Genomic DNA, 13679 nt, shown 5'->3' with positions numbered 1-13679 from the left:
CGGATTGCTGTGCGGTGCGGCCCACGAGCTGATTGGCTCATAAAGCGGACGCGCACCGCCTTTGATTTCGGTCGCCGGCCTTCATCCTACTCAGTCGTAACAATCCGTGGTTAATGTCACCATCATTCAGAATTCAGAGCTATCGGATGTAGGCGCGCCAGCCGCTGACAGCGCCCTTTACATCTCGCGGGGTCGATTGGCTTCGGCGCTGGCGTTTCGGTTCTCATGTTGTGCGCGGATCGGCCGATCCGTCGACCGTGCAGGCCACAGCCTCAAATAGCAGATTGAGATAGTTGCAGGTCCTGATTTGCACTTATGCGGCTGTGTCGTTGGTTCGTTGGTTCGAACGTTTGTGAGATAGTACGACGTCCGAGGACACTTCCTGAAAGTAGCTCAAACTTGCCATGATGGACCGGAGCGAGAGAGGATGATCGTACCGGTGGTCATCCGCGCAGAGGGTTGAATTGCTGGTCGGCATCGTGAGGTCCTCCCCAGGCGGCGCGGGAGAGGTTAGAGCCCGTTAACAGCGGCGCCGGCCGGCGTGTCGCCCCCTTGGGTTCCTGAGATGATCAGAGCGGCCTGTCCCGTTGCGCAATGCAGCTTACATGGGGACGTCAATTGTCGCACATCTGTGTCGACGAGCCTGGATTTGTACGGGGTTCGCCAGCATAGGCGGGCCGGTGCTCACGAAGCTGGGGCATGAAAGCAACAATCCACAACACGTTGCACCAGCGCACCACTGTTAATTTGCGCGATCGGGACGATTCAGGCCTGCTCTCTGCAACGAACCTAGTAGCTGCGGGGGATGACAATGACTGTCACGCGTGCGATTGGCGCTGCTGCCTTGTTTCTGATGACGCTTAGCTCTGAAGCCTATGCTGCGCGCCAGCACAGACCGGGAGAGCGGATTTCTTGCTCAGAGGTCAAATACTACGTTGCTAAGTATTCGGCGGCCCTGGCTGAGATGTATGCCCGTAACCACGGGGCCACCGGCGCCCAGATCGAGCGGGCGCGGCGTTGCTTGGCCTCGAATGAGGCTGCCGAAACAGGGCAACGCAGGTCCTATAGCGAATGAGCATGACGCAGCCTTCGTAATAAAGCGCGCTGGCCGGGGATATCCTGCAAGGTCGGGGCTGTACGCCTACCCGCGGTCGCAGCTGACGATCGAAGTTAGCTGATTGCCTTGCACGCGCAGATAGGCCTTCCGACTAGTGGCCAGGCGAGCGCGCGATTGCACACTCGCACGCGAGGCCGCTCCGCAGTCATGTCCTCCTCCGCTCATCGCATGCTGATTCCCAATCATCGGTGTCGGGCCATATCCTCTTATCGCTCCAATTTGGTGCCAAAGGCTGTCGCAGCAATTGCACGCTCGACCTCGGAAGCCAACACGCTCAGATGATCGGCAAGCCTCGCGAACAACTCTCGCTTTTGCAGGTCGGTGGCCAGATCGCTGATCGATTTGCAGTCGGCTGCGTCTTTGAGGAGGTTCTCCAGCTGCTCTTGCATGTCTCTCATCGTCTGTGTGCCCCAAAGGCACCCTCGGCTTCATTCAGTTGAACCGATTGAGGCGTACTTGAGCTCCCGCCGATCCATTTCCGAACGGAGCGATTCAGCATAGGTGCGCAGATTGTCGCCAACAACGCGGGAGCGTCCGCCATTTGCGCGATCAGCCAACACCTGTCGCCGCACGCTTTCCCAAAGAGACAATAAGGTCTGATCTTTCGTTTGAAAAGGTCATCCACAGGCCTCCAGTACATGGCGCGCCGATAGTACGCGTACCTCATGAGCGGGATTGTTCGGTTGCGGACATTGCCGTGGAGAAGCTAGGCGCCCGTTGCACATTGGCCACATCGTCCATGTCCGGGATAACGGGCTATCACGCCGAAAGGCGCGATGGTTTGCGGCATCCCCCCGTTTCAGTTACTACGTCGGCAGAACCAAAGCGCGAGACCGGGCTGCATTCATAGAGAAGATCCCCTCGATTTCGAGACGCATGGTATCGTGGCATTCGCACGCCACCGCTGCGAGCCGCAATGGATCAATCTCGATTTCTCCTCGCCGTTCAGATCTGATCGCTCCGGAAGCGCGCAGGTTGCGCATCAGGAGCGTCACTGTCGTTCGTCGCACACCCAGTATTTGCGAAAGCGCCTCTTGGGTGAGTGCGAGGACGTCGTGGTCGGCACGGTCGCGAAGATGGAGCAGCCAGCGTGCCATGCGGGCTTGGGCCGGATGCAGCGCATTGCAGGCGCCGCCGATTTGTAGCTGTATCAGCATCGCTTTGAAATGAATCTGGACTGCGTGGCGGATCGCGGGGCTTCGGCTAAAAGCGGCGTGGAATCGCGATGAGGGGATCCGCGAGGCGATGCCCGCGGCACGAACGACGGCGGTAACGGCCGAAGGGGACGGCCCTAGCACGGAAAGAGTGCCTACTGCTCCCTCGCGCCCTATTGCGGCGCTGGCGACCGTCTGTCCGTTGGCCATGTCGATCATCACAGAAATGGCGCCACTATGAGGAAAGAGGACGTGCTCGGTCTGGTCACCCGCCTGCGAGACGACCGCATCCCGATCGAGCGCTACCATCTCTAGCTCGGGCGCCAGCAGTTCGAGGTCCGCCGCCGGCAGTGTTGCCAGAAGTCGGTTGCCAATTTCGGCGGGAAGCGTCACTGCGGCCTACCTCGAACGATCCGCCGCATCGCATTTCGAGCGTCATAGGGCGGCCAACTCGAACTTTGTTTGAATCCGCCTACGCCTCGCGCCCCGAAGTCCAATTCAGCTGCGGAAGCTCTCAATCTCAAAAACTCCAACCACACGCGCCTCGGAGGCGAATTGTTGTCTCTCAGGATGATTTAGGAGTTAGGTCCCAGCGCCCCGCTGCACAATTGCGAAATGCGCATGGGTAACACCATAGGGAGTTCCGCTTTCCGGGACGCGGCAAGCGCTGCGGCGATCTCGGAAGTGTGGGGCTCGGCTTGACCTAGAAGCTCAACAGCTACGTGATGAAGCCGGGTCATTTCCGCCAGGACAAACGAGACAGTCTGCTTAGGAAGGCCCGGCAGAACGAATTCACGTCTCAGATAACCGAGTGGCTGACCTTGCCAAGATGGCAGCCACCGAAATAGGGCGCCTCCGTTGGCGCATGAGTGGCGGCTCAAACGAGCATCCACATCGTAAACGCGGCGCAGAGGCAGATCGTGCCCACGACAGTCATCCGGCAAAGAAGCGCTCGGTCCGGTCCATGTCGATCATCTTCGAGATCGATCCACGCCCATAAACGTTTAAAGCTGCACGCTGGCTCCTGCTTGCGCGCGTCGCAATCTGTCAGAGCTTACGTCCCATTAGACGGTGTGAGCGCAGTCGTGCGACGAACGAAGACGACGCCGATCCACGAGTTGGAGCGTTACATGCGGTGCAAGGATTGTTCGGACGTGCGGGGCTATTGCAGCGGGCAAAACGGACGATCTGTTCTGTCTGCCGCAGAAAGATACCGTTGATGCAGAACCAAAACCAGAATGTTCGGGTCGGGATTCGAGTCGTATCGCCACCAACATGGCAACGACTTTGTACGCTAAAGTACGATCTTCTGCGATGTTGTACTCTGACGGCAGCGGTTCGAGCGCTCGTACGGATTGTCTCAGCCGCGAAAGCGCGGCGAACTTTCTGAAAGTCAGGTCGATGCCACAAGCGGGCGATGCGGGACAGCGGGCCTGAAGAACGGGCGGCCGAGTTCGACCGGCTCGGACGCATGGGAACGCTTCCTCCTTCTACCGAGGCAGGTCCGGTCCCTTCAGCTTTCGCGTGGGCTGCGATCGAGGTTCACCGAGAAATAGTCGACCACTTCCGTAGCCTCGGCGCCTTGCCTGAAACCCCGCTGTTCTTCGAAATCGACGGAAGGACCACATGGATGAACTGCTGGCGGCGTACAATGACATCACCGCTTCCGGATTGGGCCCCTCCCAACCGCAATGCGATGCGGCGAAGGCGGAGCAGCGTTCGCTGGCGGAGCCATGCGCAAAGTTCCGTTGTCACGCCGATCTAGCCGGCTTGACCTCTTCCGCATCAGCCACGCGTTCGCTGAGAGGGCGGCTTAAACTCCACGACCTCGTGCTGGTCGCACGGATTAGCTCGCTCATTTTTCTTGACGATTAGCTCAAGCTCGAGAGCCTCGAAGGCGAGTTCATCCGCCAAGCGCTTAAACAGCTCGCGCTTTTCTATGTCCGTCGCTTGCTGGCTCATCAGCATAAACTCTCTGGCGTCAGCGCGGACCTTTTCCAAACGTCGTCGGAGGTCCTTCATGTGTGCCGGCTTAGCTTAAACTTATCCTTGGCCCGAACAAATCAGTTTGCTGGTTCGGATCCACCCGGAGTCAACTGCCGAAACTCGATACTGGTTCTATGCGGACCGCCAAATTCGCCGCTCATCGTTCTGCGATATTTGGCCCCGCTGCATGACCCAGCCGCTGTTCAGGGATTGCGGGCTGAGGACGGCCGTCTTGGCTGATGAGCCATCCCTGTCCGGCTCTCGCCGGATGATGCATAGAACTAGCATACCTGAAGGGGCATGAATGTTCGAAAGCGCACAGACGCGAGTGTTGCGCCGGACTAGGCTGCGAGCGATCCTGGACGCTCGCAAAGCGCTCGGGGCCCAACGGCCTCGGGGAGATGCGAAAATGTGCCGGCTGCGCTGAAGCGGCTCCGTCCGCGAACGCAGTGTTGCCGGTTGCGTGCCGGGTATGAGGCAGGAGTAAGCTCGGCAGATTTAGATCAACGATGGTCGTTCTCGTGCGTACTTTTCTTCTCATTGTGGGAATATGGCTACTGGTGAACGTTCTGTTCGTTGTAGTTGTCCTGCCCTCGCGCAGACCGGCACCTGCTCGGCGAGCAGGAATTCCATCTCCGGTGACGATTAACACGACGGCCGGTCGCTCGGACGATCACGACCCACCACTCCTGCTGCGCGGGATGACGCCGGTTGCAATCAGGGTTCTTTTCGTCGTCCTCATCCTTCCAGTCCTTCGAGCGTGGAATGCGGTTAGGCGGCACTTCAGAGGGCACCACGACTAGATGCGGGCCATCGCGCGCTTGAGAGTCTCGTCGATGTCCTCACTGCGCCGCGGGCCCCCCGAGCGATTCAGCGAGACCATCAGCCCAGCGCTCTCGCTATGGCCATGCCTCGAAGCATGGTTATGACCCGCGCTTCAACGATGATGTGAGAAGCTCAGAGCCCAGGGGGAACAGCCGGCGCCAGCATTTCCATCCCAAAATGCCGCAACGCGCGCTCAATTGGTCTGCCGCTTTTCGGCTGAAGCCCGATCGATTAGGAAATCGTCCAATTTTCGGCCGCCTCGAAGCTGCGGCCGCAGCCATCGAGGCAGCCTGCCGCGACCCGACCATGTCTCCGCCGGGTTCTTCGGATTGCGATATTTGGGACGAACGGGCGGGTATGGACGGCGCTCGCGATTGAACCGCGTGGCCTCGTTGGCCAGTCCAATCCTGTGGAGCCGTTCCTCCAAATGTGCTTTTTGCACCAACATTTTCTGAGTGAGTTTGGCGGCGACCTCTTGGTGAAATATCCAGAGCTCGTCAACGGAGAGCGAATTGAAATGCGCGGTGTTCATGGCTCCATCCCTAATCTTGGGCAGAAGGCCCAGGCAGACAAGTCGGGAATCCGGGAGCAGACAAGCCCTCAGTGAAATATTGATCATGCAATCCACATTTAATACGAGAGGTAGCAGGGAGAAAGGCGCGACAGTGGTAATATCGTGGCGGAGTATTTAATTCTCTGCGAAGGGGTAGCCACGTCTCGTGACCTCCACAAACTCACCCTCGGCCAGTTGCGCTTTCGTGCTCGGGGACGAGCGCAAAGATGGCGATCGACCGGACGGCGGCGCGGACGGCTCGATGAATCGCACTGCCTCGTGACCGGCATATTAATCAGGTAGCCAAGAGTACAATTAATTAATTCATCGCGCCGCCCGATTTAAGCCGCATGGGAGCCGTTGTCGCCGCTAAGGTTCGAGCGGGGGTGGGGCGCACCCGGGAGTTTTCGATGTCCGGTCATTTGCGATTATACTTCGCCAGTTTGGTGCTTGTCGGAGGTTTATCGGCGGCGCCTGCGTCTGCCAACCCTCTTGCCGACTTCTTCAATACTGCTACGCCCCAACCCACGGTAACCTCTCCGCCGCAAGCCGAATGCGTGCCGCGTCCCGGTACCTCGACCACTGGTGGACAGCATTGGGTCTACCGAATGGACGGTCGCCGCAAATGCTGGTTCCTGGCCGAGGGCATCGCGACGGTGAAGAAGCCCATTCGGGCTCGCATGGCCAAAGACCGCAGCGCCAGTTTGGACGAGAACGGGACGAGGTGGAGCGCGGTCGTTGATGCGCGCGCGGAGGTGCTGCGCTCCGCACCGCCCGAGCAATCTCAGCCGCCTGTACCCGAAATGAAGGTAGCTGATGCCGCTTCCAATCTCGGCACGGGGTCGGCGGCCCCCATTGTCGATCTTCCCAACCAGATCACCTCCGAACACTCCGTGCCGGGCCAAGTCGACGTTGGGCAGCTTCTCGCCGACGCACCTCAAGATATGCCGCTGGGCGCGCGCACTGCAGAGGCGCACGGCGAAGCGCGCAGCTGGACGGCCTGGTTCGGTGTACTGCTGATGACGCTTGGTGGCCTCTCGCTCTTGAGCTCGAGCCGCACGCTTCGGCATGCGTGGAGATTACGTTAGCTTAGATGCGAGGTACATCCGCCGCGCAATCAATGGATTCCACGAGCCGGTATAGCCGAACTGCCACACGTACAAAGATTCCGTGCGCCACGCCTAGTTTGGCACCGGCTTAGACGGACATTCGAGTACGATGACGGTCGCCTTTGGGATCGGACTGCATTATGCGGTACAAGGTGTTCGTGGTGGACGGCAGCCGGCAACTGATCTGCGCTGCAAAGCTCGACTGCATTGACGAGCAGGCGGCGAGACGCCGAGCCGAGCAAATGCATGACGAGCACGACGTTGAGCTTTGGCAAGGCGATCGACTCGTTGCTGTGTTCCGAAGTGCAACGTCGAATGAAGGTCGGAGCTAACGCGCGATCCTGAATAGACGGCCGGTCTCGCCGCCGAGTTAGTTCGAGCATTGTGAGGCACCGCGGCCTGGCTGGTTGCCGACATGTCGCAGCGACGTCGTCACCGGGGCTCGCTACTGCGGTCCCGGCCGTCTCTAAACGGCTCTTGCTCTGCCGCTCGCTTTGGTACGCTTTCTTCTTGTTCTTGCTTCTACATGTCGGAGCTTACTTCGAAGCTTTTCCACCTCTCTAAGCTCCTCCAGAAGCGCCTGGTGCCGTTCATTCAGAACAGCACTAGAAAAAATCTGACGCGTACTCGACATCACATGCCTCAGAAATGATTTGAAGTAAGAAGTCGACGAAAAGCGAAAGCTAAAGAATACTCCACCGAAGCTCAATGAACTGAAGCCGCAGCCGCCAGATGCTCCCAGTACTCTGCCTCTGCAAGCAGTTTCCAGCTTCTCTCAGGTTGGAGTGCGGCAGTCTGTCGGCAAAGCAGCGCCATTGCACGCAGGCGGCGGGCAGCTTCCATTTCGACCTCCCATGTTTTCCCCCAACATATTTTTCGTTTTTGCGATGGAGTCATCATGATTATATGACATAATCAAATTTCTCATTTAATGGCGGTCAATTTGGTTCCATTTGTAAGCCGACCGGGAACTGGTTTCGGTTTAAGCTTCACATGGATTTCGAATGCTTGCTCGCGGGGCGCTGTTGCGCGCTCAAGTGAACGAGAAACGTGCGCGGGGCAGCAACACGAGAGGCGAAGCTTCGTGCGCGAGCATCGGAACGTCAGAAATCCTAGCCGAGGACTCTTCTCGCCGGCCTCCAGGGCACGTGCGACGGCTACCGAGACAGTTATCCTTCTTTGGCTTTCAAGGTGATGGCAACCAAGACAGCATCAAGAGGGCCAGAAGCAATAGATGTCGCGTGCCTGCTGGGCTTCGCGCCGACAGTTCTCATCATGGCGTATGTGGGCGGCCTAAGCGAAGGAGCCAACGGGTTGCGCAAGACTTTGCAGCAAACACGGTTGGGAGGATCAAGAAAGAGTATCAGGAGCGGGATTGGGTCGTGCTTCGGAACCTCTCCAGTGGGCTGCTCCTGCGTGATCTCGTGGAGAAAGAGAAATTGCAGTTCGTGCGCCATACGTGTCGTTCTCCGAAGTGAGTTCATAGGCATGGAGCCGGGGATTCATCGAGCGGTCAGTCCCTAAAACAAACGAGCCTGGATGCAGAAACCGCGCCATTAAGTCCCGAGGCCGTTTTGCTTGACAAGAAGCGAGGAAGCAATTTCTCGTCCTCGTGCTGAAAGTGCAATTGAACCTGGTCCAGGTCGCGGCCCGCTTTAGTAGGATTGGGCGGGGTCAGGCATCGGCAGATTCGGTGCCTTCGGGAGTATCTTCGACGGGTCGAACTGCGCGAGGATCTGCTTGCCCATAGCCACCGGATCTTTGAAAAAATCCAACGGAGACGGGAAATTGAAGCTGCCTGGCAGAGAGTGCAGGGCGTTGAAATCGGAAACGTCATCGACGCCAAGCACTACCTCCTCACCCTCGACGACGAAGTGCTTCTGGCGGTTCTTCAGAGCGGCCGCGGCAATGCATGGGTAACGCTCGATCCAATCCGTGCCATGCGCGATAGCGGCCGGCACGCGTTTGTCCGGGGATACGTCCTGCTCTCTTGCGAGGCAGCAAAGGATGGGGAACGACGGATGCGCTCGCTCTAAGGCAAGCTGGGCGATTTTAAAGCACAGGGCCATTTTTAAATAAATAAATAATATAATGCCAATTTAAATGTTGACCGATATTTAAAATAGAATTAATTTGAGAGTGCCTGGCGCCGGACGAACGCGTCTGGCCACCGAGAAACGGCTCCCGCATCCCGCCCCTGCTTACGCCATGAGATGTGAGGGGCCGTTTCTTGGCCGATGGTGAGGCGGATCATCCTCCGCATGGCTACGTTTTTATCGTCCCCACCATGACAGCAGCGGTGTTACTGGTTGAAATCGCAATTATTATTGTTCTCGTCACGATTTGACTGACGCGAGAAACTAACAGCCGATGAGAAGCGGCGCGCGATCACGCATGATCGTCTCAGTCAGCTCGCCGCATCGTGCGGTCGATTTATCTTGTCAAAGTGGAAAAATGACCCGCCGGTCACACCGGTCGTTTTAGTCGTTGCTCTCACGAGCTTAGACCGCATGCCGGCCAGTATCATGTAAGTAAGGCGCCGCCAGATCAGGTTCATAACGGCTATGAGTGCATTTAGCCGCTCGAGGCGGACTTCAGCGCGGGCGCAAAGCGTTCGGAGAATGTTGCGGCCTTGGCTCCCGGGCTGCAGAAAGAGCGGCCGAGATAATCGTTGAACACCCCACGAATGCGATCGCGAGTAAGGCCGCACCGAAAAATAGTTTCCTCATCTTACTCTACTCGAGAGGACGTCAATGCCGTTCAGTCTTGGAGGGCGTTGTTTCGCGTCATTGCGTGTGAGGCTCGAAACGGTTTCCTGCACGCGGTCGTGACTCAAGCTGGGGTTATGGCGGTAGGACCTGCGTTGTGCGCCGCGCAACAGCATATGCTCCGAAAAGACCGATGGCGGAGAGACGGCCCCGGCCTCAGGGTTGGCTTTTGAGGTACGCCGGAGCCGCTCCGCCAGCTTGGGCAAGCCAGCGAGACAGCAACGGCGCAGTGGAGGACACGGGTTCCTCGCCGCGCAGGTCAGGCGAGGTTTAATTGGCACAATGTAATCCGCCGCGCTTTATCTTCGTTTCTACCCTGCGGCAAGCCACAATGCCTCTGACACTGCGGATGATAGGCCTGGATGATTACACGGTTCACGAGGACCGGCAGCTAGTCGGGCGCATCCGCTATGCCAACGAATGCTCCCCGGGGTTCTGGTTGTGGACGTGCATCGTGACGCTTCCCGGTCCGCCGTTCGGGAAAGCTGGCTCACTCGATGAAGCGAAGGGGCGGTTCATGATCGCATGGGAGAATTTCAAGGCGAAGCATACGGCGGAAGAGTTGGGGAAGGCCTTCGCTGAGATGAATCGCGCCAACCGACCAGACCATTATCTGCGCTCAGTGCGTTAGCGCGTCGCATTTGATTGCGACAAAAATTCGCCGGTTCACACTGCGGGCCATTTCCAAGCCGACGAGTTCGTCCCGGCTGTGTAGGCGCCAGCAGTGAGATTGCTCCGGCTTCAGGCCGACTTTTGGGTGGCCGCGGCCGCTCAGTTAGCTCGCGAGGAGCCGGCAAGATTCTCAAGCTCCCTATCGAGGTGTTCGTTCCCTGCTGGTCCACCGTGGGAAATTGACGGGAGGGCGCCGGTTCACGTTGGCTGCCTTCCTCATGTGGGCAACATGACGCCTGTCCCAGTACAGGCGGTCATTCATCCAACTCGCATTTTGAACTAAATCCTAAGTTGGTGGCTTTTCGTTTTTATCAGCTTCTGTCATGTGGCGACGGTCATTTAGGAGAGACGTGCGTGGCGACAGGTATTGTGAAGTGGCTCAACCAAAGGCTATGGCTTCATTCAGCCCGACGACGGCGGGAAGGACGTCTTTGTCCACATTTCAGCGGTGGAGAAGGCTGGCTTCAGTGGTTTGGCAGAAGGTGCAAAGGTGAGCTACGAGATCGTGAGCGATCGGGGCGAGCAGTCCGCAGGTAATCTGAGACGGTAGGCGTGGCTGGGACAGGGCCCGCCGGTTCGCACAGGCGGGCCGGGCGCTTTGACCACGTATCGAATTTAGTACTCGCTTTGGCGGCAATCTTCGGCGCTTTCACCGCTCCAGTTCCTTGATGGCGTCCTTTAGCAGCTCGAGAAGCCGGATTTCACATGCCCCCATGACGAACTGATCGGCGTCGTCAGGCACGACAATCTGCCCCTGCACGTGTCCATCATGGGATTGGATGATGAAGTCTCGGGCCTTGCAGGCTTCGTTGCGGACGTTCGTTATCGCCTCAAGCGGACCCCATTCAATTCTGACAGCCATTGCTAACCCTCGCTCTTAGCGGAACGCGCGCGAGCTACTGCGGGTCATGCGAGTTGAGGAGCGGTAAAGCCGGCACATCGATCGGCTCGCCTGGCGGTCGATCAACCCGGTTCGCTTTCTTTCCGCTGACGAGGACACCAATATAGCCGTCACCCCGCCCTGCGATCATCAGCCAGTGCGGGAATGCCAAGGACATGGTCGCTGGCCTCAAAATACCGCGCTCACGGGCGCCGTAGGACAAACCTATTCAATCATTTCGCGATTGAACAAGTCAAACATTTAATATATTTAATAGATGCATTGTCTATTTAATTGCGAGATATCAAGAGCGCGGGGTGCACTTATGCCCTCGATAGAGTCTATGCACTTCGGCAGCACAGCGCCTTCCGACCAGCACCCCTATGATCGCGAGCCGGGTGCGCCTCCTGCGTGGCGTCCTTCGGCAGGTGGACCAATCGACGCCGAGCCGGAGGCCGCGAATGACACCGCGGGCGAATGGCCTCCGCTCCCGTTTCCTGATGGCTGGTACGCCACCTGCTGAGTTGTGACGCGGCGTCTGCCTATATGGTGCTGGCAACCGGCAAAGCCGGCACTTGAAAGCGTCTGCGGGCCGGCGGGGTTGCCAGTTAGCACAGTGGGCGAGGAGTCACCCAATCAGGATGATATGTAAGATACTCGACAGGCAGTGTCGGAAGTGGCGATACTCTTGAGGCGGGGTGATGGGCCTAGTCGCGTCATTTTGCATGTCTGAAGATGTACTTCGCTTCTACCAGTTAGCTGACGTGTGCAGGGAACGGACGGCGCAAGCCCGTCAGTCCCGTCGACGCGGAGCCGTGGCTAAAGCTTGCTGAGGACTGGCTCGAATTCGCACGAGCCGACCAGCAACGGCGCGCTTACGAGCCGCGCTGCATCCGATGAACAGCGACCAGAAGATCTGGCCGCTCGAGCACCTCCACCAGCTTGTCCAAGATGATGCGCTCGTTATTCCGGCCTCGGTTCTAAGTATTTTTCCAAAATGCGCTGGGCGTCACTCACAGCCTGAAGAGCTAGCTGTTCATCCGTCATCTGTTAGCCTCCAGTGACCAATCAGAACGGAAGAACCTACGTGTAAGATAGTTCCAGATCCTTTATTGCCGGTTGATGATGCGGTGCTCACGATAGGTGGGGAGCCCCCGTCAATGGAAGCCATGCTACTGCTTCCGAGGCGAGGCCATTAGTCTTCAGGGGCATCCCATCCGCGTCCCAGTCTGGAATTTTGGGAGGCAATGGTGAAATCGGCTGCCCTGCCGGTGGACTGGCGCGAGGCTGCCAGGCCGAAGCATAGGGTCAGCGTCAACGCAGTCACCACTAGCAGCGCGGACATGAACTAGCTCACGCGCACCTCTCTCACGCCCGAGAGCGCGCATAGCCGAAGGCTTTGGCCGGAGCCATGCACCGCTGAAAAACACCGACAGAATGACGATCCAGGTTCAGCCCTTCCTTCCGCACCTGCAATTCAAGCCAGGCGATGCCGGACTCGGCCTGAGCCGCCTTCCGGGCGCGGTAGTGCTTCACAATGGTCTGCGCGCTTCGGTATGAATGCCCAGTGATGTCGCAGGTCATCAGCAAGTCGCAGCCAGCCCGATCGAGCAGCATGACGCAGGTATCACGTAAGTCCTGGTCGTGCTTTTGTCGAGTTCGCTGGCGCCATTGACGAACATCAGCGTGGGGCAAGGCTTCAGAACGCCATGCTGTCTCATCGCCATTGCTGTCGCGTGCGGCCTGCGCCAATCCGCCAATACACGCTTGCGCTGGTCGACGGCTCGAGCGCGCTGCGCCCTATTTCCCTCATCGAGAGGAAGAGGGGCAAACAGCCGATCGATATTTTCAATCAGTTCGGCGGCCAGTCGCTCTGCGCGGATAATTGACTGGCGCGTGTTGTCGCGCGAGAAAGCCGAAGATAAATGCGGAATGCGAAGCCCCTTGCTCAAGCCTCACCACGCGAGGATCGTGAAGTTCACTCCCTTCAGGGCAGTCGAGCTGCACAGCCTCTACGCTCGTTCGCTAACGCAGGATAAATCGGGTTCCAGTCACTCCTCGGGGGTCCGCTCCCCCGCGGCTCGCCGTCGCTGCGATTGAGTGCTCGGAGGCGACTGCAATGCAGGTACAGCCGAGGCGCGTCGCTCCGCCTCTTGGACTTTAAGCCGCAGATCTTCCAGCTCTGACAGTTGACAAACGAGGTCGTTCAACCGTTGGACAAGAAGGATCGAGCTATAACCCTGCATCAACGCCCTCCTGAGTCTGCAGCTATCCAGACAGCAAAAGGACCCCAGCCTCAGGGCGGTGAAGCTGGGGCTATCGAGCCGCCTTGGTGAAGGCAGCTGCCCCTTGGGGAGGCACGGGAAAACTTGGCAATCAGTAAGTCGTTCCAAGCCGAACAAAATGAGCCTTGCCTTGGGGCAATGGGGAAAGCTGGGGCCCGACTGCATCGCCCACTTGGGGAGAGGAATCGGGCAAACGCGGTAATTGGCGAGCCCGTACCAACCGCCGTGCCTCCGAAAAACGTTAGCGGCCCCTGTCGTCCTTGCCGTCGGAACAGCCATCGCCGCCGCCGTTACCCCACGGCTCGCTTTTTGCTCGCCTCCAAAAGCGCG

Annotated in this window: 11 protein-coding genes and 1 pseudogene; 5 read left to right on the top strand and 7 right to left on the bottom strand. The window is 58.4% G+C overall.

The genetic code is table 11. The annotated features are described in order from the left end of the window. Nucleotides 1-811: 811 nt before the first annotated feature. Entirely contained in the window at nt 812-1075 is a 264-nt protein-coding gene (locus IVB54_RS24665) for a hypothetical protein (RefSeq protein WP_007592736.1), read from the top strand. 248 nt (nt 1076-1323) lie between these two features. Here the strand turns inward: IVB54_RS24665 and IVB54_RS24660 are convergent, their stop codons facing one another. Beyond that, nucleotides 1324-1515, bottom strand: coding sequence for a hypothetical protein (locus IVB54_RS24660; protein WP_026233663.1), 192 nt, complete (start codon nt 1513-1515; stop codon nt 1324-1326). Nucleotides 1516-1923: 408 nt separating this feature from the next. Then, nucleotides 1924-2664: a Crp/Fnr family transcriptional regulator gene (locus tag IVB54_RS24655; protein ID WP_018458808.1), complete on the bottom strand. Its 741-nt coding sequence runs from the start codon at nt 2662-2664 to the stop codon at nt 1924-1926. A 1233-nt stretch (nt 2665-3897) separates the two neighbouring features. On the opposite strand from IVB54_RS24655, the gene IVB54_RS24650 reads away from it, so the two are divergent. Continuing rightward, nucleotides 3898-4146 carry a hypothetical protein gene (locus IVB54_RS24650; protein ID WP_158091481.1) on the top strand — a complete coding sequence of 83 codons (249 nt, stop codon included), beginning with the start codon at nt 3898-3900 and terminating at the stop codon, nt 4144-4146. A 1129-nt stretch (nt 4147-5275) separates the two neighbouring features. On the opposite strand, the gene IVB54_RS24645 is transcribed toward IVB54_RS24650, so the two are convergent. Then, nucleotides 5276-5614 carry an H-NS histone family protein gene (locus IVB54_RS24645; protein WP_247335413.1) on the bottom strand — a complete coding sequence of 113 codons (339 nt, stop codon included), beginning with the start codon at nt 5612-5614 and terminating at the stop codon, nt 5276-5278. 629 nt (nt 5615-6243) lie between these two features. On the opposite strand from IVB54_RS24645, the gene IVB54_RS24640 reads away from it, so the two are divergent. Then, on the top strand, nt 6244-6723 hold the full coding sequence (locus IVB54_RS24640) for a hypothetical protein (RefSeq protein WP_240543874.1): 480 nt from the start codon (nt 6244-6246) through the stop codon (nt 6721-6723). A gap of 1676 nt (nt 6724-8399) precedes the next feature. Here IVB54_RS24640 and IVB54_RS41705 read toward each other — a convergent pair. Then, nucleotides 8400-8705 (bottom strand): hypothetical protein, encoded by a 306-nt coding sequence (locus IVB54_RS41705; RefSeq protein WP_345947049.1) that lies wholly within the window; start codon nt 8703-8705, stop codon nt 8400-8402. A 1138-nt stretch (nt 8706-9843) separates the two neighbouring features. Between IVB54_RS41705 and IVB54_RS24630 the strand changes: the two genes are divergently transcribed. Together IVB54_RS24630 and IVB54_RS24625 are read left to right on the top strand one after the other, a co-directional pair. After that, nucleotides 9844-10143, top strand: coding sequence for a hypothetical protein (locus tag IVB54_RS24630; RefSeq protein ID WP_026233247.1), 300 nt, complete (start codon nt 9844-9846; stop codon nt 10141-10143). A 395-nt stretch (nt 10144-10538) separates the two neighbouring features. After that, nucleotides 10539-10734: pseudogene (locus IVB54_RS24625) on the top strand (cold-shock protein). Between the two features lie 99 nt (nt 10735-10833). Here IVB54_RS24625 and IVB54_RS24620 read toward each other — a convergent pair. The 3 genes from IVB54_RS24620 to IVB54_RS24610 all read right to left on the bottom strand — a co-directional run bounded on the left by IVB54_RS24620 (nt 10834) and on the right by IVB54_RS24610 (nt 13016). Next, nucleotides 10834-11046 carry a hypothetical protein gene (locus IVB54_RS24620; RefSeq protein WP_018456774.1) on the bottom strand — a complete coding sequence of 71 codons (213 nt, stop codon included), beginning with the start codon at nt 11044-11046 and terminating at the stop codon, nt 10834-10836. Between the two features lie 1386 nt (nt 11047-12432). Beyond that, nucleotides 12433-12648, bottom strand: coding sequence for a hypothetical protein (locus IVB54_RS24615; protein WP_143274149.1), 216 nt, complete (start codon nt 12646-12648; stop codon nt 12433-12435). Then, nucleotides 12648-13016, bottom strand: coding sequence for a hypothetical protein (locus IVB54_RS24610; RefSeq protein WP_143274148.1), 369 nt, complete (start codon nt 13014-13016; stop codon nt 12648-12650). The genes IVB54_RS24615 and IVB54_RS24610 overlap by 1 nt, the downstream gene beginning before the upstream one ends. Between the last annotated feature and the right edge of the window lie 663 nt (nt 13017-13679).

The sequence above is a fragment of the Bradyrhizobium sp. CW1 genome (genome assembly GCF_023100665.1).
Lineage (GTDB): Bacteria > Pseudomonadota > Alphaproteobacteria > Rhizobiales > Xanthobacteraceae > Bradyrhizobium > Bradyrhizobium canariense_D.
The sequence above is the reverse complement of the archived record's forward strand: the minus strand, read 5'-3'. Positions and strand labels throughout refer to the sequence as shown.

Bases quoted from the DNA above. Each gene is read 5' to 3' on its own strand.
- IVB54_RS24640 (WP_240543874.1), top strand. From the start codon at position 6,244: ATGGACGGTCGCCGCAAATGCTGGTTCCTGGCCGAGGGCATCGCGACG.
- IVB54_RS24645 (WP_247335413.1), bottom strand. From the start codon at position 5,614: ATGAACACCGCGCATTTCAATTCGCTCTCCGTTGACGAGCTCTGGATA.
- IVB54_RS24650 (WP_158091481.1), top strand. From the start codon at position 3,898: ATGGATGAACTGCTGGCGGCGTACAATGACATCACCGCTTCCGGATTG.
- IVB54_RS24620 (WP_018456774.1), bottom strand. From the start codon at position 11,046: ATGGCTGTCAGAATTGAATGGGGTCCGCTTGAGGCGATAACGAACGTC.
- IVB54_RS24660 (WP_026233663.1), bottom strand. From the start codon at position 1,515: ATGAGAGACATGCAAGAGCAGCTGGAGAACCTCCTCAAAGACGCAGCC.
- IVB54_RS24630 (WP_026233247.1), top strand. From the start codon at position 9,844: ATGCCTCTGACACTGCGGATGATAGGCCTGGATGATTACACGGTTCAC.
- IVB54_RS24665 (WP_007592736.1), top strand. From the start codon at position 812: ATGACTGTCACGCGTGCGATTGGCGCTGCTGCCTTGTTTCTGATGACG.
- IVB54_RS24615 (WP_143274149.1), bottom strand. From the start codon at position 12,648: ATGACCTGCGACATCACTGGGCATTCATACCGAAGCGCGCAGACCATT.